General features: G+C 27.5%; 16 protein-coding genes, 1 rRNA gene and 1 riboswitch. Of the genes, 3 read left to right on the top strand and 14 right to left on the bottom strand.

What is annotated here, in order from left to right; genetic code table 11:
• A 16S ribosomal RNA gene (locus ACYUCG_RS13270) occupies positions 1-63 on the bottom strand; the annotation flags it as partial.
• A 556-nt stretch (positions 64-619) separates the two neighbouring features.
• Entirely contained in the window at positions 620-1285 is a 666-nt protein-coding gene (locus ACYUCG_RS13265; protein WP_283681730.1) for a hypothetical protein, read from the bottom strand.
• Positions 1286-1965: 680 nt separating this feature from the next.
• Between ACYUCG_RS13265 and ACYUCG_RS13260 the strand changes: the two genes are divergently transcribed.
• Both ACYUCG_RS13260 and ACYUCG_RS13255 read left to right on the top strand, forming a co-directional pair.
• Positions 1966-3165 (top strand): murein hydrolase activator EnvC family protein, encoded by a 1200-nt coding sequence (locus ACYUCG_RS13260; protein ID WP_240297452.1) that lies wholly within the window; start codon positions 1966-1968, stop codon positions 3163-3165.
• Positions 3166-3386: 221 nt separating this feature from the next.
• Entirely contained in the window at positions 3387-4250 is an 864-nt protein-coding gene (locus ACYUCG_RS13255; protein WP_139932583.1) for a 5'-nucleotidase, lipoprotein e(P4) family, read from the top strand.
• Between the two features lie 216 nt (positions 4251-4466).
• Here the strand turns inward: ACYUCG_RS13255 and ACYUCG_RS13250 are convergent, their stop codons facing one another.
• The 10 genes from ACYUCG_RS13250 to nagH all read right to left on the bottom strand — a co-directional run bounded on the left by ACYUCG_RS13250 (position 4467) and on the right by nagH (position 19523).
• Complete coding sequence (locus tag ACYUCG_RS13250) at positions 4467-4628, bottom strand: hypothetical protein (protein ID WP_011009670.1); 162 nt, start codon at positions 4626-4628, stop codon at positions 4467-4469.
• Positions 4629-5364: 736 nt separating this feature from the next.
• Complete coding sequence (locus tag ACYUCG_RS13245; protein WP_195403011.1) at positions 5365-6690, bottom strand: 6-phospho-alpha-glucosidase; 1326 nt, start codon at positions 6688-6690, stop codon at positions 5365-5367.
• 260 nt (positions 6691-6950) lie between these two features.
• Positions 6951-7451: an SIS domain-containing protein gene (locus tag ACYUCG_RS13240; RefSeq protein ID WP_240297450.1), complete on the bottom strand. Its 501-nt coding sequence runs from the start codon at positions 7449-7451 to the stop codon at positions 6951-6953.
• Positions 7452-7997: 546 nt separating this feature from the next.
• Positions 7998-8768 carry a MurR/RpiR family transcriptional regulator gene (locus ACYUCG_RS13235; RefSeq protein ID WP_198631121.1) on the bottom strand — a complete coding sequence of 257 codons (771 nt, stop codon included), beginning with the start codon at positions 8766-8768 and terminating at the stop codon, positions 7998-8000.
• Between the two features lie 263 nt (positions 8769-9031).
• Positions 9032-10615 carry an alpha-glucoside-specific PTS transporter subunit IIBC gene (locus tag ACYUCG_RS13230; protein ID WP_060795003.1) on the bottom strand — a complete coding sequence of 528 codons (1584 nt, stop codon included), beginning with the start codon at positions 10613-10615 and terminating at the stop codon, positions 9032-9034.
• A 461-nt stretch (positions 10616-11076) separates the two neighbouring features.
• On the bottom strand, positions 11077-11934 hold the full coding sequence (locus tag ACYUCG_RS13225) for an ATP-binding cassette domain-containing protein (protein ID WP_011591332.1): 858 nt from the start codon (positions 11932-11934) through the stop codon (positions 11077-11079).
• 14 nt (positions 11935-11948) lie between these two features.
• Positions 11949-12719 (bottom strand): cobalt ECF transporter T component CbiQ, encoded by a 771-nt coding sequence (cbiQ, locus tag ACYUCG_RS13220; RefSeq protein ID WP_460268749.1) that lies wholly within the window; start codon positions 12717-12719, stop codon positions 11949-11951.
• Positions 12703-13014 (bottom strand): energy-coupling factor ABC transporter substrate-binding protein, encoded by a 312-nt coding sequence (locus ACYUCG_RS13215; protein WP_003452599.1) that lies wholly within the window; start codon positions 13012-13014, stop codon positions 12703-12705. The genes cbiQ and ACYUCG_RS13215 overlap by 17 nt, the downstream gene beginning before the upstream one ends.
• The gene (locus ACYUCG_RS13210) at positions 13014-13757 is read right to left on the bottom strand and encodes an energy-coupling factor ABC transporter permease (RefSeq protein ID WP_139932578.1); all 744 of its coding nucleotides are present in this window, start codon (positions 13755-13757) and stop codon (positions 13014-13016) included. Before ACYUCG_RS13210 ends, ACYUCG_RS13215 begins: the two co-directional genes overlap by 1 nt.
• 287 nt (positions 13758-14044) lie before the next feature.
• Positions 14045-14244: riboswitch (cobalamin riboswitch) on the bottom strand.
• A gap of 392 nt (positions 14245-14636) precedes the next feature.
• Positions 14637-19523, bottom strand: a complete 4887-nt coding sequence (nagH, locus tag ACYUCG_RS13205; protein WP_460268748.1) for a hyaluronoglucosaminidase — start codon at positions 19521-19523, stop codon at positions 14637-14639.
• 254 nt (positions 19524-19777) lie between these two features.
• On the opposite strand from nagH, the gene ACYUCG_RS13200 reads away from it, so the two are divergent.
• Positions 19778-20167 carry a hypothetical protein gene (locus tag ACYUCG_RS13200; RefSeq protein WP_240297444.1) on the top strand — a complete coding sequence of 130 codons (390 nt, stop codon included), beginning with the start codon at positions 19778-19780 and terminating at the stop codon, positions 20165-20167.
• Positions 20168-20366: 199 nt separating this feature from the next.
• Here ACYUCG_RS13200 and ACYUCG_RS13195 read toward each other — a convergent pair whose 3' ends face one another.
• Both ACYUCG_RS13195 and ACYUCG_RS13190 read right to left on the bottom strand, forming a co-directional pair.
• A complete protein-coding gene (locus ACYUCG_RS13195) occupies positions 20367-21206 on the bottom strand; it encodes a MurR/RpiR family transcriptional regulator (RefSeq protein ID WP_057258252.1) in 840 nt (279 codons plus the stop codon).
• Between the two features lie 190 nt (positions 21207-21396).
• Positions 21397-22284, bottom strand: coding sequence for an ROK family protein (locus tag ACYUCG_RS13190; protein WP_415319897.1), 888 nt, complete (start codon positions 22282-22284; stop codon positions 21397-21399).
• Between the last annotated feature and the right edge of the window lie 88 nt (positions 22285-22372).

Genomic DNA, 22372 nt, shown 5'->3' with positions numbered 1-22372 from the left:
GACTTGCATGTGTTAAGCACGCCGCCAGCGTTCATCCTGAGCCAGGATCAAACTCTCAATTTAAAAGTTTAATCTATACTCATATTACTTATAAAAGAATTGCTGGTTTATGTTAATATCTTCTGTTTAATTTTCAAAGACCATTTCGTCGTCGCCCTCAAGCGACTTTCTTAGTTTAGCATCACTTCGAAACTTTGTCAACAACTTTTTTCAAATTTTTATTTGATGTTTTGTTGCCGTGTCTCTTGCTGACGAAATTTATCTTACCATTTTAACCATATTTAATTTAATACTTTTCTCAGTTTTAGATAAAATATATTATTATTTCTATATTTTTCTTTAAAATACTTACTTTTTCCTATATAGATACACTAGGTAAAGTGTTTTAAATAAAATTTACATTCAATATACTTTTCTGTAGAATATTGTATTATTTTATACTATATTTTTAGATTATATAAAAAATACGCTTACATTTTGCATACAAAAATAGATTTTCATATTAATTTATATATAATTTTCTCTATGTTTTTTAATTGATTAGTAAAAGTATATTAAAGTGATTAAATATAACTTACTAAATAATAAATAGAAAACACTTATTTACTATTAAATATAATCACATAGATTTATTCCCAACTAAGTTTAAATTATTAGCAAACTCCTCTAGACTATATTGAGTATAGTCTGTGTTAATTGCTTTTTTACCTATATCAGTATAGTAGGAAGTGTAAACAGATATTATTAAAAATGCTAATAAAGAAAAAACTACACTTTTTCTAAAATACTTTATAAAAACTATTCCTACTAATAAAGATATAGCTAACCACAAAATTTCTGAAGACACATCTACCTTTAATGAATTTATAACTACCATACATTGCATTATACAAAAAAACAAAATTATACCAGCTAACAATAAAAATACTGTTATTATAGTTGAAAATAGATACGCTATGATCAAATTAAAATAGAAATTACCTGTAAAATCTTTTTTAGTTAATATATAAGAAGCAACAAATACATTTATTATTGCAAGCAAAGTTATTCCTTTATATGTTTCTAAAATAAAATTACCAAAAAAATTCACAAGCCTCTCTAAGAATAATGTTGCTGTAATATCTCCATTATAGATTCTAGCTTTAGATAATTCTTCAAACTCTATTCCTGATATTTCACTCATGAAGTTTAAAACTACCATTCTCATTATTATCATAACTAGAACAAATAATATTATTTGAGCATTTGCTTCTTTCAAAAATTTTTTAGATGATTTTTTAGCCATAAGAAGTTCCCCCTGTTTTATAATTCAATTAAATTATTGACAAGCAGTATTAATCTTAATCATTAAAATCTAAAAAATATACTTATATTACCTCATAAAATCCTAAATTATATACTTAATTAAATATTAATAAAATTATCCTCCATTAAAATAGGCATATTAAGATTATTTTAAATTAATCTTAATATGCCTGTATAAAATAAATTAATATGAGGTAGCTTTTTAATCACTTATCTATTTACCTTTCCTTTTGTATTAATATTCAAAATTTCTAAAAGTCTAACAATAATTTAATTATATTTGGTTAAGCTTTATCTTAAATAAAAGCTTATTTATTCTTCTCTGCAATGTTAAGAATAAAGTATATATTAAAAAATCATAAACATATTTAACTTTACATTTCACGTTCATCTTAACAATATACAAAAGACATTTACATAAATATTATATTGATTTCTTTAATAATAAGAAATATCTTATTTATACTTATTTATGTATTAATTTTACATATATTGTTCCTTTTGTAATATAACAATCTTTTTTTACCATTTGTTAACCTTTTATTTAAAAGTTAACTTAAAATTTTCAAAATTTTTGTGGATATTACTAAGGTTTTTAAGGTATAATTTGTTGAAATTAGTATAAAACTCTCGAAAAATATATTAAAGATAGGTGATTAAATGAACAAACTTAAAATTGTATCTTTGTTTATGAGTAGCTTTTTAATGATTAGTGCTTTTTCAGCACCATTAATAGCCAAAGCAAATCCCGAAGTTAATAAATTGCAAGAGGAGAAAAAACAAATTACAGAAGAAAAAGAAATTAAAAAGGGAAAGCTAGATGAAATTAAAGATAGTATTGACGCTAAACAATCTGAACTTAATTCAGCCCAAGCAAAAGTTAATGAGTATGAAGAGAAAATAAAGACTTTAAATAATGAAATAACTTCAACTGATTCAGAAATAAATAAAGTAAAGAAATCAATTGAAGAAAATACTAGTGAGATTGAAAAAGCTAAAAAAGAACAAGAATTAAAGCAAGAGATATTAGGCGAAAGACTTAGAAATGTCTATAAATCTAATTTAAGTGATAAGTTTCTATATATGATTCTTGAATCTAAAAACTTCGGAGAATTATTTTCTAATATAGCAAATATAAGAACTCTTGTTAAAACAGATAATAAGCTTATTGAAGAGATTGAAGCTTTAAAAAATGAACTTGAAGTTAGACAAGCTGAACTTGAAACTTCTAAATCTACATTAGATAGCAAAAAGACAGAACTTATTGATAAAGAAAAGACGCTTAAGGAAGTTAAGTCTGAACATGAAAGTACATTAAACACTTATAAGGCTCAATTAAACGAATTAGAAGAATTAGAAGCTGAAAAGAATGCTGAACTAAAATCATTAGCAGATAGGGAAGATGAAATTGAAAAGGAAATTCAATCATATTTTAATCAGACACCAAGCACAGCATCTACAAGTAGTAATTCATCAAGTGGATTTATAAGACCAGTTTCTTCTTCTACCATAACTAGTTCATATGGTCCAAGAGTCCATCCTGTAACTGGTCAGTATAAAGTTCATACAGGTGTAGACTTTGCTGCTTCAACAGGAACTCCATTTGTAGCTGCTAAAGATGGGGTGGTTACCGCTGCTGAATATCATCCTGCTTATGGAAATATGGTTATAATAGATCATGGTGGCGGCTTCAGTACTCTATATGCCCATGCATCTCAATTAAAAGTTTCTGCTGGTCAAAAAGTAAAACAAGGACAAGTAGTTTCTTTAGTTGGTTCTACAGGGTATAGTACAGGCCCTCATGCTCACTTTGAAATAAGAATTAATGGACAACATGTAAATCCTATGGATTATATCTAATAAAAAAGATAGTCATTTGACTATCTTTTTTTATTTACATAATTATTGATTAAATTTTAATAGAATAAATTAATTCATCCTATTTTTAATTATTAAAGAGGTATATTATTCATTAAATACTTGATTTTAGTAAAAACATAAAATATAATGAAAGCGTTAACATATTAATAACCATTTTAATATATTATACATTTTTACGTAACAAATGAAAGGATGAGATTATGAGAAACTCAAAAATTACAGCAATTGTATTATCAGCAATAATAGGTATTGGTGTTGGAACTGGTGGTACTTTAGTCTATGAAAACAATCAAGAAGCAAAACAAATATCTCAATTAGAACAAACAACAAAGACTAATGCAACTGAAGAAATTGTTAAAGGAAATGTGTTAGCTACTTTGTGGCAACAAAATTCAGGAGAAGTAAAGGCTTTAAGATATGAAGCATACAACTCTGGAAAAAGATACATTGATCAATTAGTAAAAGAACCTACTGCTAAACCATATGCAGTTACTTTAGATATTGATGAAACAATAATAGATAATTCACCACATGCTGGGTATGAAATAAAACATAATGAATTATATTCAAAAGAAAACTTTGGTGAATGGGTACAAATGGCTGACGCAGCTGCAATAGACGGAGCTAAAGACTTTACTGATTATGCTAAAAGTAAAGGATTTGAAGTTTTCTATGTTTCAAATAGAAGTGAAGAAAAAGAACTTGATGCAACTATAAAAAATATGCAAAAATTAGGTTTTGTAAATTCAGATAAAGACCATATACTTTTAAAAACAGATACAAGTAGTAAAGATGCTAGATGGAGTAAAATCAAAGATAATTATAACCTTGCAATTTACTGTGGAGATAACTTAGGCGACTTCCCTAATGGATATGATAACAAGTCTAATGAACAAAGAAGAGAAATAGTAGATAAAGAAGCTCAATTTTTTGGAACAAAATACATAGTGCTTCCAAATCCAACTTATGGTGATTTTGAAAATGCAGTTTATGGATACGACTTCAAAAAGTCTCCAGAACAAAAGCAAGAAGATAGATTAAATAGCATAAAATCATTTAAATAAAATTTCATTAATTAATGAAATACATCTTTCAAATTACTTAATTATACATATTATAAATAAAAAATCTATACTACATTAGTAATATAGATTTTTTATTATAATATATATTAATAAAATCTAAGTCTTAAGCATCTTAAAATTAATTATGATATTAATAATTCAAGTAGTTTTTATTATAGAGTTAATAATATTTATATTGATTTATCACTTTTGAAATTAGATATTGTTTTTTCTTGATTTATAATACTCTTTTAATCTTTCACTTTGTTCTTTAACTATAATCTTATCAATTATATTACTAAGTTGAAGAACCTCTTGAGTACATCCATATTTCTGATATAAACCTGCTAATAAATCCTTTAACTCATTTGTAAACATCTTATCATACGCTCCCTTTTTAATCTTTAATATCATCTCCCATTAAAACATCGTATTTATTTCTTATAAAAATTTTAACTTATTAGATAATTTATTAAAATCATTTATATTTAAAGAGAAACCATAACTTAAGATAATAAATCATCCTTTAATTATATTCTAAAATTATTTAACTAATTAGTAAATAATTTTAGAATTACAAAATTCGACCATGAATATTTATTAATTTAAGGTAAGCTTTTATAGTATTTATTCTTTTTTAAGCATAACTTATTAATAAAATATTAAACTAACCTTTAATACGTCTAATTATATTGGATATTATTCCATAATAAACCATATTATATGTTGATATAAAGTTTTTAATTTCAAAAAAGCCTCTTTGTTATGTAATTTTTTTACACTTTTAATTCAAACTTTCAAAACTTTTTCTTAATAATATTAAAATATATATAAAATTAATATAAACTTTTTCAAAATAAATTTTTATATAATTATTCTTATACTAAAATATCCTTTTAATATCTTTAAAACAGTCATACTTTAATAAGCTATAATTTAAATTTTCTAAAAAACTTTATTCTAAATCATTCTATAAATCCAACAATATTCTTTTTTTGCTTAATATAATATTTCTATATTTTATAAAATTAGCTACAAAGAATAAGAAGACACTTATTTTATAATCAAGCGTCTTCTTATTTCAAATCTTATATATTTTAAAAAAATTATTTAACTATTTTAATTCTGGCCAGAAATTTTTATTAGCTTCTATTAAGTCATCTAATATCTCTTTAGCAACAGTTGCACTTGGTACAGTTTTTGATAGAGTTAAAGCTTGCCATAATTTTTGATATGAATGTTCAACCCAAGCTTCTACAACTAACTTTTCAACAGCAACTTGTTGTTCCATTAATCCTTTTTGGAATCTTGGAATATCTCCAACAACTAATGGTTCTGGTCCATTTGATCCTACTATACAAGGTATTTCAACCATTGCAGTCTTATCAAAGTTTTCTATAGCACCATTATTTTCAACTATAAGTAACATTCTTTCTTGAGTATTAAATGCTATAGCTCTTGCTAAGTCAACTATATATGAAGCATGTTCATCAATGTGTAATCCTGATCCTTCAGCAGTACCTTTCTCTATGACTTTTCTACATTCTCCAAATACAAATTTTTCTCTTCCATCCATAACTTCATTTGCTCTTGTATAATTTTTATCTGAATGATTTACAACATAATCTTGGAATAAATAATATTTTAAATAAGTATTTGGTAGATGAGTTGGGTCTACAGCTAAGATATCTTTAGCTTTAGCAAAAGTATCATTCCAACTTGCTTCTGAATGTTGATTTTCTTCTATATCAACAATATAACCATGTTTAGCTACATGCTCTTTTAATTTTGGCATTAAATCATTTCCCTCTTTATCTCTGATGCTTGACCACCATCCAAAGTGATTTAATCCATAATATTTAACTATCATATCTTTCCTTGATTTTAATCCTAATATTTGAGCCATATGAGTTTCTATTCCTATAGGCATATCACATATATTTAAAACCTTTGAATTTGGTTTTAATTTTCTTGTAGCCTCAGCAACTATAGCCGCTGGATTTGAATAATTAAGCATCCAAGCATTTGGTGAATATTTTTCCATATAATCAATTATTTCTAATATTCCTCCTATTGATCTCATACCATAAGCTATTCCTCCTGGTCCACAAGTTTCTTGTCCAACTACCCCATGTCTTAATGGAATTTTTTCATCTAATTCTCTCATAGCATATTTACCAACTCTTATGTGAGCCATTACAAAATCTATATCAGTAAAAGCTTCTTCTGGATCAACAGTTGCTAAAAATTCTATTTCTGGAGCTCTTTCCTTTAATAATATTTCACAAGCTTTTGCCACCACTTCTTGTCTATCAGCATCATTATCATAAAATTTAATTTTTCTTATTGGGAACTTATCTAAGTTGTCTAATAACATTAAAACTATCCCTGGAGTAAATGTACTCCCTCCCCCTGCTATAACTATTGAAAATTTCTTCATAAAAATCTCCTCCTAAACTATACCTCAATTTATTTCAAAATTTATTATTTCGTTTCTATGAGTTAATAATAACAAAGCATATTTCTATATACAACGTTTTCACAACCTTTAGGGAATAGTATCACTCATTAGTACATACTCTCATTTAATGTGAAATTTCACATGTTAACCAAAGTTCTTCTTAAATAGCTTATACAGTACATTTAAAAGTTTTTTTAATCTATTAAATATTCTTTTTTTATATTTTTAATATTTTATTTTCACAACTTACAAAGCTCATATAAAAATCTAATAAGCATAGAATATAATTCTAATCCCTTATACATTTCATCATAATTTTTGTCTATTCTATTAAAATCGTAAGTGCAAATAGGTACTTTTTTTCCCTTATCTAAACCTATAAAAAATCTACTTACATTTTTTCCTCTTAACTTATCATTTATTAAGTTTAAATAATCTTTTGAATTTTCTATGTCTATTAATATAATGCAATCATCTTCTCTTATTAAACTGAGTACAAAATCAAATTCATCAGCTTTATAAAAATCAAAAACATACTTGCCTAATTCTGTAAAAGCTCTTTTTAGTTCTTGGCCAACTATACTTGAACTAACTCCTCTTCCATAAACAAAAATTCTATTACTCTTACTTATTTTTTCAACAAAATTACCCAAAACCTCTTCTTCAATAAGCTTTAACATAATTTCGTTTTTTGATTTAGTATCTTCTATTAAGTTTCCTAACAAAATTAAATTTTCCATATAACTTCAGATCCTCTCTAAATATTCTACTTATAAAAATTACAAGGTTGTACAATTAGTACAACCTTATTTATCATATATTTTTGTAATTTAATACCTCTTTAAGAAAATAATATCAACCTTATGAAACCCCTTCAACAAAATTCATATATTTGGTGATTTTTCTCTAATTACTGTTACTATTAATATTTACTGTGAAAATTCTCACTATTACATATTAAAAATATATATTTTTAATCTATTATAGTTCCAATTTTAAAAATTACTTGATTGAAAAATAAGGTCATAACACATACAAACCTAAAAATAATAAGTTTATATATGCTATGACCTTAAAATATATAAAATATATAAAATCTAAAAACACACAATTAAATAAATACCTAAGCATTTCTTTTATTTAAATAAATATATCCAAAAGAAATTGATGCTACAATAGGAGCTATTGAAATTATTAAATCTATTATAATATCAAACATAAAAAAACTCCTTTCTTTATTTAATCTAAAATTTTATCATTTTAATTATACTTATAATTTATTATTTTCAATTTTTATCTTCTTTTTCTAACTCATTCTTATACATTGAATATTTTAAAAATATCATCTCTGCAAGTGTAAAGAACAATGTTGTTGACTCATATGTCTTTCCTCCACCTAATTCATGCATTGATGTATTTATATATAAATTTTCATCACTTAACCTAGCTAAAGTATTGTTTTTTAATTTTGTTATTGATATTATTGGAACATTTCTAAGTTTAAATTGCTTAGCTAATCTTTTGATATGGTCTGACTCTCCTGTTAATGATATTAAAAATATTAAATCTTCATCACTTATTGTATTTAAAATCATATCAGCCTCTGCTTCACCCTGTATATTATATATACATTCCTGCCCTGATAAAAATATTCTTTTTAGTTCTGCTGCAACTGATGATTGTACTGCTCCAGTTCCATATACAAAAATTCTTTTTGCATTATACATAAGATTACAAACACTAGAGAAATCCTTTTCCTGCATATCACTTATAAATTTTGTTATGTCATTACAAACTACTTTTAAATAGTCTTTTTCATTAAACTCTTTATCTTCACTTTCCCACTTCAAATATATTTTAAGTTCACTATATCCTTTTAATGAAAGTTTCTGTGCAAACCTTAAAATAGTTGTTCTAGAAACATTGCATCTGTTAGCTAATTCATCAATGGTTAAATTGCAACAATCCTTTTTATGATTGAATATATATTTCCATATATATAAGTCACTATGATTTAATTTATCATAATGTTTATTCACAAGCTCTTCTAATCTCATAATACCCTCCAAAATAGTACAAATAACCTTAATATCTTATTTAATAAATTGCCTCTATATATGTAAAAATTATAGTTTTTGTGTAATTAATCCACATTTTTCTTATTCTAATGATATCATAGTTTTGTTATTTTTGAAGTATCATATATTAATAGTTGATAAATTTCAATTATTAACTTAAATATTATTAAATCTATAAAAAACACTATGGTTAAAATTCACCATAGTGTTCTAGGTATTTTAATTAACTTATATTCTTATTACTATAAAAGTTGTTCAAATTCTTCTCTTACCTGTGAAACTGATAAACCTATTATTACTTGAATAGCCTTACCATTTCTAACAACTCCAAGTGCTCCAGCTGACTTAAATACACTATCTGACGCTAATTTACTTTCATCCTTTACAGTTAAACGTAAACGAGTTGCACAATTTGTAACATCTACTATATTTTCTTTTCCTCCTAAAGCCTCTAAGATTCCTTCAGCTTTTTTAGCCGTTTTGCTTTTACCTGATTTATCTTCTTTGACTGATTCTTCACCTTTTTTAGCCTTATAATCAGCCTTAGTATATAATTTAGTCTCTTCATCATCATCTTCTCTACCTGGAGTCTTTAGATTCATTTTAAGTATTACAAATCTAAATACTATGAAATAAATTGCTGTAAAGCATAATCCAATAGCTATTTGAATTAAATAAGTTTGCCAATGATTCTTAGCTAAAGGAATCCAGTTTTGTGCTGCCCATTCTATAATTCCTCCACCAAAGTTACCTGATACTCCGAAAGCAAATTCTGCCGCTGCTAAAGTAGCTGCTAAAATTGCATGTACTACAAATAGTATTGGCGCTACAAATAAGAATGTAAATTCTAAAGGTTCTGTTATACCAGCTAATATTGCTGTTAAGGTCGCTGGTATTAATAAACCTGCAACTATTTTCTTTTTATTTGGCTTAGCTGTCATATATAGCGCTAAAGCTATACCTACTGATCCAAATATTTTTGAATGTCCATGTAAAGCAAATCCACCTGCTGGGAATAATTCTGTTAAACTTTGTTGTGACATAGCATATTGAGCTAAATGTTGAGGCCAATATGTAGCTATTCCCCCTTCTACAACAGCTGGTCCAAATATAAATGGTCCATATATAAAGTGATGTAATCCTGTTGGTATTAATATACGTTCTAAGAATGTATATATCCATACTCCAACTATTCCTGATGAAGCAAGAAATCCTTGTAAAGAGTTAATTCCATTTTGAACTGCTGGCCATACTAAACAAACTACAAATGCTGTTGGAATCATTACAAAGAATCCTATCATAACTACGAAAGATGACCCTCTGAATATTCCTAGGTATTCAGGCAATTCTGTATCAAAGAAACGATTATGGATCCATACTGCTATACCAGCTATTAAGATTGCTCCTATCATACCAGTATCAAAAGTTTTAATTCCAGCTATAGTAGTTAATCCACTTACGCCTCCAACTTCCTGAGCAAAATCAACTCCAAAGAAGCTACCCCATTGAGTTAATATTGAATTTACAAAGTAATTAAAAGTTAAATAAGTAACTAAAGCTTCCATACAAGCTCTAGCTTGAGCCTTCTTAGCTAATGCTATTGGTAACCCAACAACAAATAACAATGGAAGTTGTCTAAATACTGTCCATCCACCTTCTTCAATAAGAGTCCAAATCTGATACCATAAAGTACCTTCATTTGCAATTGGTCCTACTATGTCTGGATTCTTAAATAGAATACATAGTCCTACTGTTATACCTGCAAAAGCAAATAATAAAACCGGTGTAAACATTGCAGCTCCAAAACGTTGAATTTTTTGCATCATAACTATACCACCCCACTAAAATTTTATAAATCCTATTAATACCCTTAACTTAAATACCTAAAATTTTTAATACTTAAGTTATATATCCAATAAAATTTAATATTTTATACATTAAAATGAATTTTTATTGGAATATTTGTTAATTAGATAATATCAATTAATGATAACATTTACAACGAAATGAGCACACTCTGTTCTTAGTTTCATAATGATGCAACTTTTTCCCAAAACTCGTGAAAATTCACATATGAATTTTAATTTATGATATCTATAACTAGAAATTATAGTATTATAACTAAAAAATATATTTTTTAATGATATGAATAGTTATAATATTTTTAAGATCTTTCTTCCTCTCATAAAATAATAAACATACTAAAAATTAATTAATTTAATAAAAATAAAAGGCCTATACCAAATTAATTTGGTATAAGCCTTTCTTGCTTAATCTAACTTAAATATTAATCATTAAAAATTTTATTTTTCCAAGAATTTATTGTCTTTCTAGCCTGTCCAATAGTTAAATCTAACTCATCAAATACAAAGCCATCCTTCTCTTTTAAAATCTCCATAAGATGTCCGATTCTAGGTAATCTTAAGTTAACTTTTCTTATAACTTCTTTTTCAGCGAATACCTCTTTAGGATTTCCTTGTAATATTACTCTTCCTTCTTTCATAACAAAAACATTATCACAATATAAAGGAACAATATCTATATCGTGGGTTGCTATTATTATTGTTATGCCAAGCTCCTTTTGCATTTCTACTAATAACTTCATTATCTCTGAAACGCCCATTGGATCTAAACCTGCCGTTGGTTCATCTAGTATTAAAACCTTTGGCTCCATAACTAGTACCCCTGCAATAGCTACTCTTTTCTTTTGACCAAAGCTTAAACAATGAGTTGGCTTATTTTTTAAGTGTTCTATCCCAGTTCTTTTTAATGCATTATCTACTCTTTTTCTTATTTCATCTTCTGGTAGTTTCATATTAACAGCACCAAATGAAACATCTTGGTAAACACTTGCTGAAAAAAGCTGATTATCAGGATCCTGAAAAACAATCCCTATAGATTCTCTAAGCTTCATTATTCCTTTTCTTGAATAATCTATAGGTTTATTATCAAAAAGTATTCTCCCTGATGAAGGCTTTAATATACCATTAAAGTTTTGAAATAAAGTTGATTTTCCAACACCATTTCCACCTAATATTGCCGTAACTTCTCCTCTTTTTATATTCATATTTATACCTTTTAGAGCATGAGTTCCATCTGAATAATTATAATTAAGCTCTTCTACTTTTAATATATAGTCTTCCATAAAATCCTCCTACTCTACTTAATAAATATAGTTATTCCTATAAAAATAAGATTAATTATTATAGTTATAATGTAAATGTAATTTCTTTTTTGAACCTGTTCTTCTAAAACCTTAAGTTCTCCATTATACCCTCTGGCTTCTAAGGCAGTATATAAATCATTAGCTCTCTTAAACGAACGTATAAATAGTGTTGATGCAAGAGCACCTAAGGATTTATATGATGTTTTTATATCTCTATATCCAAGTCTTGAATTTTGCGATATAAACATCATTTCTGAAGTTTCTAAAATTATAAATATAAATCTGTACACTAAGCTTATTAACTCTATTAAAAAACTTGGTACCTTCAGTTTAGCTAGAACTGATATTACATCTATCATTGGAGTGGTTAGGGATATAAAGTATAAGCAACTTAAAGATCCCATTACCTTAAGGAACATATTAAGTCCTTGAATAATTCCACTTTTAGAAACTCCAATCCATCCATTAAAAAGCTTAAATGATACTAAAAATGTATCTTGTTTTAATGAATAACTAACAACAATTGTTAGGATACCAATTATTAAAAAAGCTATTGGTACCATCATTAACTTTATAAAAACCTTTATTTTTGTTCTTCCTACTTTTGTTATTAAAAAAGTCATAATACTTATTATAAGCATAGAAACAATAAAATTATTTGCCCAAAGACAAACGCACAAAGTAATTAAGGCAAAAAACATCTTTTCTGCTGGATTAATATTTTTTAACTTAGATGAATAAGCATATTTATCTATGTTTATCATTTACTTCGTCGTTCACTTTCTTTTTGCCCTTTAGATATCCTAATCCAAAGCCAATTACCCCTGCACCGATTGCAGCTTGAAGAGCAAATAATAAACTTTCTATTTCTCCACTAGCTGGTTCAAATAATGGTGAGAACCATGGTTCATAGTTTTCATCAATTTGTGTTATTGCTTCTTCTGCTTGATCATCAGATCCACCAAACTCTCCATTTTTAGCCACAAAGAAAGGTATTATTGTAATAAATACAACTAATAATAGTAATATCACATTAGTTAACACTCTTTTATTTTTCATTATTTTACCCCCTTTGAAAAAATGTTAAGTTCCATTAAATCTTCTTTTGCATAATTTTCTATTGTATTAAAGATTATGACTGTTAATATACCCTCACTTATAGCTAGAGGAACTTGAGTAACTGCAAATATACCCATGAACTTCATAACTGATGCCATAACTCCTCCAACCTCTGCTGGGAAGGCTAGTCCTAATTGAACTGAAGTAACCATGTAAGTTGCTAAATCTCCAAGAGCAGCTGCTAAAAATACACCTAACCATGTTGGTCCATTAAGTTTTTTTACTAATTTATAAAGTCCGTATGATACTAAAGGCCCAACTACAGCCATTGAAAAAGTATTAGCTCCAAGAGTAGTAAGACCACCATGAGCTAAAAGTAATGCTTGGAATAAAAGTACGATAAGTCCTAAAACTGATGCTGCTGTAGGTCCAAATAATATTGCCGCAAGACCAACCCCTGTAGGATGTGAGCAACTACCTGTAACTGATGGAAGCTTTAATGCTGAAAGAACAAAAGCATAAGCTCCTGCCATAGCTAACAAAATCTTTAGTCTTGGATTATTCCCAACCTTATTCTTAATAGAAAATAATCCTAATACTACAAATGGTATAGTTATAACTCCCCATGCTATACACCATTTAGGTTGTAAAAATCCTTCCATGATATGCATAGCTGAAACACTTCTTGGTATTAATAAGAACATTAATAAAAATCCTATAAATACTTGATTCTTTTTTGACATAATAATTCTACTCCTTAAATTATATTTTTATTTTGTATTCCCATTTATCATCTTTTTATTTTAAGATAAAATTTGATTTAACTATTTCCGCATCAAATAAAACAATATGTACTAAAAATATTTCCCTTTATAAAACTTAATCTAAATATGAATAACTTTAATTTCTAGTTAAATCAGAACTTTAGTCTTAGAAATAAAAAACCCCTAGACATTGCGTCTAGAGGTTATAAAAATTCTAAAAAAATATAACTTACCAAAGCACAACACCTCCTATTTCCCGTAGGATCCTGATGTTTTAAAAATAGGCAGGTCTTCTGGCTCAAGTATCATCACTTTTTGTGGCCTTCCCAAAATATTATATTCCAGTGGCTTAAAGTACAAAAAGCTCCTCTATTACAGCGGCGGGACCGCGTGGGATTTAAACCCAACTTCCCTTTTAATATATAGTTACAAATGTAACTATTTAACCTATTTCTAAATATTTAATTTTACAATACTTTAACATTATATAGCATATGCATTGCATTTACAATTAAACTCTATAGATTTCTTTAGAAAATATGCTATATATAAGGCTTTCGGTAATTTTTAAACATATAATTCCTGTTCATATATTATTATAAAATATTAATTATTAAGAAACTTATCTATTTAGCATATAAATTTAATCTTAGAACTTATCTTAAATTAATCTGATTCTAATAATATTTCCAAAAAAATTTTTATTAAGTTATGTTTTAAATTAAAAGGAATCATATTAGATACAAATAATCATTTTAAAATACTAATCTTTAAAATTCTTAGTATTTTAAATTTGATTTTAAGTATCCTTATGATTCCTAAAAAATTATAAATCTAATTTATCCTTATTGAATTATCTTAATTTAGTATTCTATGATTTATAAAGCTTATCTCATATTCATCAATAGAGCCATCTTTATTTAAATCAAGAGAAGTGTTAGTAGTACTTCCAATGTTTTTAGATACCATTGCTAAGTCTCCTATATCAATCTTTCCATTGCCATTAAAGTCTCCTGTACTTTCTTCTATTAATAAAGAGTTAAATCTTGCTATTGCACCCTCTAAAGATTCCTTAGATGAATTTATTTCTTCTTCAGTAGCATCTTCCTTGTTAAATACTTCTTCAGCCTTATTAATTTCAACTGTTAATCCATCCTTAGCGCCTTTATGGTATTCACCAACATTAAACCCTTCTACAGCTTCCTCTAGTAAAGATTTACCTTGATTTATTAATTCACCTAAATTTGTCTTATCAACCTCTGGTGTTTCCTTTACTAAAGCTTTTATTGAAGCATCTAAGTCAATTACTATTTGATTTATTTGATCTTGAGTGTAATCAGCTTTATTTTTGTTAGCTTCATTAGCTGCTTCTAAAACTTCACTAAATAAAGCCCATGACTCAGCTGTATATTCTCCTTCAACTAAAGAGTTTCCTAGAGTTAAAACTTTATTGAAATCTTCAAAATCAGTTGCCCTTAAAGCTAATCTTTCTTCTGCTTTATTTAGATTTTCTAAAGCCTTATCTATTTTCTTTTGAGATGAATTAGAATCATCTAAAATATTCTTAGCTTCGTTTAATGCTTCTTTTAAAGTTTCAAAGCTACTTAAAGTGTATTCATCTCCACTTAGATTTATAAGCTCATCATATTTTGCCTTTAAAGAATCATTAATTGGGAATTCAAACTCTTGATTTAAAGTTATTATTTCATAAATATTTGGTGCAACATCTGTCCATTCAATTTTTATTTCATAGATATTGTTGTAATCACGATTAATAAATTCATTTAAACTATTACTTAATGTTCCTAATTGAACCCATTGATTAGTTACATTTTCACTACCATCACCAACTCTAGCCATAACCTTAGCATTTGAAATTGAACTTCCACTTTGAACTATTGTAACCTTTCTAACATCTGTTTTTTCTGATAAGCGATAAGTTATACTACCTTCAGAAATTTCACCATTATTGGTATTAGGCTTATATGAAGTTGTTAAATTTCCATCTCTTAAATTACTTGGGGCAAAGCCTCTTTCCTCAATTGGATTTGAAATATAAGTTGGATCATTAACTGTAGGGATATATTCTCCATTGTTTATCATAAGTTCATTTATAACTGTCCAACGATGTCTATATGGTGCAGTAAATAATATTCTTACATATCTAGCCTTTTGATTTAAATTATCTCCTTCCACATAAGCACTATCTATTGGAACTATTCCACCTGATTGATTTCCATGTTTATATCCATTTTGTAATGGCTTAGAGAACATATCCTCTACTCCATTTTCTACTCCATCTCCAATATTAATAGCATCTGTCCAGGTTTCTCCATCTAAAGATAATTGGATTTTACCATCTCTTACATGGTCAACTTCAGTATCTAATACAACATATTTTAAATTATCTACAAGAATTTCTTGTCCTAAATCATAGACTATAGTATCACCTGCACTAGGTGCACCTAAAAATTTAACTCTTGTTTTTAAATCTCCATCTACAGCTTTTTTAGCTCCATCATCTCCAACATAAGCATCTACTAATGCTGGTTCATAAACTTCATTTGAATTAACTTCGAACTTAGTTAAATTAAAATTAACAGCTTCATTACTTGTATTAATTAGCCTTACATATCTGCCGTCTTCTAATGTATTTTTATCTGTTATCTCAGTCCACTCAACCCCATTCATAGAGCTTTGAAGTTTTAATCCTGTGTCATTTGAAATTTCAAGATTGATATTACTTAAATCTTTAATACGATTTAATTTAACCCCAATATATTCTCCATGATTTAAGCTTATGTCATCTATAGGTATCAACTTAGTTACATCTTCTTTAGCTAAAGATAATAAATCTAATTCTGTATTTGTATATACATTTTCTTTATTTCCTGCACTTTCTAATTCCTCACTAACTATTGCAAACTCTGAGAAAGTAAGCCACTTATTGATATTTTCCATATTAGTAAGTCTTATATATTTAGCTGAAATAGGAGTTTCAAAGGATTCTTCTATAATATCTTTTCCTGCTGGAGCGCCTGTTTTATCATATTCTTTTATAGTTGTCCAACTTTCATTATCTAATGAATATTCTAGTTTGAACTTATTCCATTTATCAGAGCTTCCTCCTCCATTTTTACCTATTACAAATCTAATTCCATCAAGTTTTATTTCTTTTCCTAAATCTAAACCTATAAATTCTCCTGCTAAAGATGTATCCCCATTAAGAGTTTTATACCATACACCAGTATTATCATCACCATCTAAAAGATTAGCTTCATTTCCTTCATAAACTTGCCAAGATTCACTTCTTATTAAACTTGGATTAAACTCTACACCTGAGTTTGAATCCTCTTTCTTATTTACATTAATATCTCTAACACCTAGCCAAGTATTCTCTCTTGCCTCTGTAGCTATTAAACGAACTCCTCTAACCTTTAAATCTAAATTTTCTACTTTTATAGCTCCAGGCATTGTATATTCAACACCCTCTTCTAAATCAATCCATTCTCTTCCGTCAACTGTATATTGAATCTTAGCCTTTTGCATTGTATCGTTAGGATTTGAATTTGCTCCCATTAAGAATTCAACATTATTTAAAGTTATAGGATTACTATATTTAACTCCTACATAAGTTCCAACATCTATTCTATTTGGATTTTTATAAACTAATTCAGTACTAGCATTATTATCAAAAATATTGTCTGGATTTCCTGTTGGGGCATCTTGTCTATTACTTATATAAGTTGATATTATTCTATTTGGATCTACAATAGAGCCTATAACAACTGATAAGTTTTGACCCATACTCTTTATAAATGGAACAATATGTTGAACTCCAACTTCTGCATACTCAGTATGATCTACATAGTGGAAACCATAAGTTTTTGATTTTTCAAAGGAGCTTTGTGCTTCTGAATAATTAGCCCAAGCAGCTTCATCATCTCCTTCTTCTATTGCAATTGCTGATTTTAAATATCCAATAGCAGCATCCATAGTGTCTTCCCAGCAATTTAACCAATAAATTATTTGATCTCTTGTTCTCTCATTTCCTGGATTATTTTTATAATACTCTGCAGCCTTTTGAAGGTTTGTAAACTCTTCTATTAATTCTAAAGCATCTTCCTTAATACTTGCCCCACTATCATACTTTTGCTTAAATTCATCTAATTTTGGTGCTAATTCAACAGACTCTTGTAGTGGTCTAACTCTGCTATCCATATTTTGATTTATCATATGCTTACTTATTTCTCTTAAAGCAAGTGAGGAATTTGTTTCCTCAGCAGTTCCATGATCCATATATTTAAATGAATCACTCCAGTTTTCATCAGCTTCTTCTTTATTATCCCATATATTCCAAGCATAATCTGCTATAGCGAATAAAGCTGACTTATTAGCTTCTGCTTGTTGCATTGGGTTTAAAACTATACCATCTATCTTACTTGGATCAACTCCTGGATGTAAGAATGTATCATTTCCTCCCATTATTAAATGTTGTTTAGAGTTATCTGAACAAGGCCAATTAATCCAGAAGAAAGGGGCTCTTCCTGGGTGACCCTCAGTAGAAATATTATTCATAAAATTATTTGCAAAATTTTCATCTACTTCACCCCAAATTCTACCTCCAGTCATAACTATACTTACATTATCTTCAGCTTTATTTAACTCTTTTAATTGTGCAGAGCTTCCATTTCCATAGTAATCTGATGGACAGAACATTAAATCTGTTTTTAAATCTGGATAAGTTGATTGTTGTTCTTCTAGCCATCTTGTTAAATCTGTAAGAAGTTTAACATACATACTGGCACCTTGAGCTGGTGCTGAAGCATCATCAGCTAAAATAGCAAACTGTCTAACATCATTCTCTAAAAGTTGAGTAAACTTTGCCTTTATTACTCCTAAATCATTTTGATAATTTTCTTCAGTATCAAACCTAACTGGATTATTCATAAATGGATGTAAGGCATATACATATCTATTTTTAGTCTCATTCCCCACCTGAGCTAACTTCTTAATTTCAGATAATTTTTCTTCTGGATATAGATCTCTCCACTTGCTATTATGATAAGGATCATCTTTAGGTGCGAATACATATTGATTTAGTTTGTAATCTCCTCCAAATTTCATAAGTTCTGCCCTATCTTCATTAGACCAAGGATTCCCATAATATCCTTCTATAAATCCCCTATGAGCAACTTCTGCATAGTCATCAGCTCTGAAACTTTGAATTTTATTTCCCTCTTCTAACTGATTAAATACATGTTTTAAAGTAGTAACTCCATAGAAAGCACTATCTGTATCCTCCCCAATTACTCCAATTACTCCATCCTTAACACTTACTATATTAGCATCCATTTTTTCTTCAAAAAAACTCTCATCATGAGGAATATTTTCATTGAAATAATTGTCAACAACTCCTCCTGATTCATTAATGCCTACTAAAAAGTTTGTTTTTCCTGGTACTATTTCATTTGAAACAGTGGCTTCTAAATTACTAGCTTCTAAAACTTCATCAACCCGCTTTTTGGTGTAAGTATCAATTCCATCATCATATACAATGTTTATTTCATCACTTATTTGAAATTCTCCACCACTATAGCTTATTTCTTGTGGCTTTGGATATATTTCATAAAAGTTTTCCGTAATACCATCTGTTGCAAAAACAACTAAATTTGATGGCAAAACACTAATTGTCATAGCTGCTAATACTGTAGATGTAATTATTTTTCTAATATTCTTATTCATAAACCTTCCCCCTAAAGCCCCATATTACATATTATACTTAAATTGTAATTGTTTCCCAGAAAATAGTACATGTATTTTATTTACTTCTTATTAATTAATCTAAAATATTAATAAAACTCTTTATTTTTTCTTTAGAAAAATTTTAGGTAAATTTAATGTCTTTGTAACTCACATGTCATCCACTTAAACTATTTAATTGTTAAAATTTTGTGTATAATCATATTATAGGAAAGATTAAAACAGGGGGGATTAAATTGAAAAAAAGAAATGTACGTACCTTAGATGGAATCATTTACTCCTTATTTATTTTTATGACTATAGTTACTCTTTTCATAATATATAGGGATATTCCAAGTAAGGCTACTCTTAATTTTGTTACAGCTTACGCCATATTTGCAATACTTATTCCTTTATACATATTAATAAGAGTTCTATTTACAGTTAAACATTTTACTTTTGAAGAGGTAAAAAAAGAAGGAGTTAAATTCTTAATGTTTTTTATAGGAATCATGATGCTTAATTTTGTTGGAGATTTGTTATTGCCATTACCAGACTTAAAATTAAGCAAAATGTTACCTTCATCATTAGGCTTTGCTTTTGGAATAACTTGTTTTGATATAGCATTATCTAAAAGAACAAAGTAAAATAGGTCACAGCTTTATTACTGTGACCTATTTTTTATTCTTATTTTTTAGTAAATTAACTTTAATTAATATACAACTAAAATTTTCATTTAATTTTATATAAAAAACCTTGTATCTATTATAAACTATAGCTATTAATAATACACTAGCCCTCTTACAAGCTTATCTTAATTTCTTAACTCTTTAATAATCTACAATTTTAATCATTAAGAATTGCACTAGTAGTCTTGATTTTCTTTTCAACAGCTTCACTAAACATTTCTTTAATTACTTCTGTATATAATAAATCTAATAAAAATATTTGTGGTATTTTTGATGATATTGATCCTGTTTCAAAGATTGTTTCAGCTGATGTATATGTCAATTCATAATCAGATAGCTTTCTTAATGGATTATCACTTTCTTCTGTTAAGGTTATTATCTTTGTGCCATTTTCTTTAGCTTGCTTTACAGTTTTTATTACTTCTTTAGTAGTACCTGAGTTTGAAATAGCAACTATTACATCATCATCATTTGTTATAGATGACATAATAACCATTGTGTGGCTATCAGTTACAGGTACTGTTGTAAATCCAATTCTCATGAATTTATAATTTATATCTGTAGCAGCTATTCCTGAATAACCTATACCTATGAAATAAACCCTCTTAGCATTCATTATTAAATTTTTACATTTACTCATTAAATCTAAATCAATATGCTTAACTGTTTGCTCTAATATATTAATAGATGATTTTAACATCTTATTTGCAGTCTCTGTTACACTCTCATCCCTATGAACATGCAAGTTTATAATGCTTGTATTCTTTTTATTTGAAATCTCTTTTGCTAAAGTAACTTTAAAGTCTTGGAATCCATTAAACCCCAACTTCTTAGTAAACCTTGTTATGGTCGCTTCTCCTACTCCTGATTCCTTAGCTATTATAGATATTGATTTATATATAATATTGTCTAAATCTGACTTTATATATTCAATTAATGTCTTTTCTGACTTAGTTGCTTTAAATTTTGGATTTTCTAATTGTTCTAATATTCCCATAAAGTACCTCTTACTGTTTTAATATTTTGACTCAATTCTATGGTTATATTAAATATTTATAAATAATTTAAAACACTCTAAAACTAAGTCAAATATAATATTTTAAGTATATCATTCTTGTAATATAAGCTCCATAATTTATATAAATTATCTTATCCTCCATGATTTTAAACAAAATTACAAAAGATAACTACTTATTAAAATTTTCTTTAAAATTATAATAAGCTCCCTTCATTCCTGCAGTATTTTTAAGCTTGGCAAAGGCTATTTTAGTATTATTATAAACTGATTCTATTAAGTACTTTCTTAAACTATTTTCTATTAGAGGTCTAAACACCTCTTCTCTAGCCATTATTCCCCCACCTAAAACTACCACTTCAGGATTTATTAAATAAACAATATTTGAAATTCCTAAAGCTAGATTATCAGCTAATTTTTCAACTTCCTCCTTGCATATTAAATCACCATTTTCATAGTTGTCTAATACATATCTTCCATCTATACTACTAGGTTCAACGCCTTTTCTAAATGCTACATCTCTAACTAAAGCACTTGCTGATGCAATATCTTGAATATGCTCTCCATTAACCATCATATATCCAATTTCTCCAGCTGAATTACTAAAACCATGTAGTACTTTACCATCTATGATTAAAGCTCCTCCAATACCTGTTCCTATAGTTAAACAAGCCATTGAATGAGTACCTTTACCAGCACCCCCAAAGAATTCTCCTAAAGCTGCACAGTTTACGTCATTTTCAACAAAACAAGGTAAATTAAACTCTTCTTCTAATATTTTCTTAACTTCAACACCAGTATAATTAGGTATTGTTGGACCAGCATAAACTATTTTACCTTCTTTAGGACATACCATCCCTGCTGTTGATACACATATTCCACTTATGTCATTATTGATCTTAATCTCATGAATTATATCTTTAACTTTCTCTATTATACTAAATCCACCTTTATATGCTTCAGTGTCTCTATCATTAGTCTCTAATAATGTTCCATCTTCATTTATAACTCCGTATTTTATACTAGTTCCACCTATATCTATAACTGCAAATAACCCCATACATATCACCTCTAATAAAATTATTATTCTCTAAGTCTATTATAAACAATAAAGGTTGCATCAAAAATAACTTAAAATAAAAATTACA

This window comes from Clostridium sp. CTA-17 (genome assembly GCF_054767895.1).
This window is presented reverse-complemented; position numbering and strand designations above follow the sequence as displayed.

Bases quoted from the DNA above. Each gene is read 5' to 3' on its own strand.
- ACYUCG_RS13195 (WP_057258252.1), bottom strand. From the start codon at position 21,206: ATGGGAATATTAGAACAATTAGAAAATCCAAAATTTAAAGCAACTAAG.
- ACYUCG_RS13260 (WP_240297452.1), top strand. From the start codon at position 1,966: ATGAACAAACTTAAAATTGTATCTTTGTTTATGAGTAGCTTTTTAATG.
- ACYUCG_RS13235 (WP_198631121.1), bottom strand. From the start codon at position 8,768: ATGAGATTAGAAGAGCTTGTGAATAAACATTATGATAAATTAAATCAT.
- ACYUCG_RS13250 (WP_011009670.1), bottom strand. From the start codon at position 4,628: ATGTTTACAAATGAGTTAAAGGATTTATTAGCAGGTTTATATCAGAAA.
- ACYUCG_RS13230 (WP_060795003.1), bottom strand. From the start codon at position 10,615: ATGATGCAAAAAATTCAACGTTTTGGAGCTGCAATGTTTACACCGGTT.
- ACYUCG_RS13215 (WP_003452599.1), bottom strand. From the start codon at position 13,014: ATGAAAAATAAAAGAGTGTTAACTAATGTGATATTACTATTATTAGTT.
- ACYUCG_RS13245 (WP_195403011.1), bottom strand. From the start codon at position 6,690: ATGAAGAAATTTTCAATAGTTATAGCAGGGGGAGGGAGTACATTTACT.
- ACYUCG_RS13255 (WP_139932583.1), top strand. From the start codon at position 3,387: ATGAGAAACTCAAAAATTACAGCAATTGTATTATCAGCAATAATAGGT.
- ACYUCG_RS13265 (WP_283681730.1), bottom strand. From the start codon at position 1,285: ATGGCTAAAAAATCATCTAAAAAATTTTTGAAAGAAGCAAATGCTCAA.
- cbiQ (WP_460268749.1), bottom strand. From the start codon at position 12,719: ATGATAAACATAGATAAATATGCTTATTCATCTAAGTTAAAAAATATT.
- nagH (WP_460268748.1), bottom strand. From the start codon at position 19,523: ATGAATAAGAATATTAGAAAAATAATTACATCTACAGTATTAGCAGCT.
- ACYUCG_RS13210 (WP_139932578.1), bottom strand. From the start codon at position 13,757: ATGTCAAAAAAGAATCAAGTATTTATAGGATTTTTATTAATGTTCTTA.
- ACYUCG_RS13240 (WP_240297450.1), bottom strand. From the start codon at position 7,451: ATGGAAAATTTAATTTTGTTAGGAAACTTAATAGAAGATACTAAATCA.
- ACYUCG_RS13225 (WP_011591332.1), bottom strand. From the start codon at position 11,934: ATGGAAGACTATATATTAAAAGTAGAAGAGCTTAATTATAATTATTCA.
- ACYUCG_RS13190 (WP_415319897.1), bottom strand. From the start codon at position 22,284: ATGGGGTTATTTGCAGTTATAGATATAGGTGGAACTAGTATAAAATAC.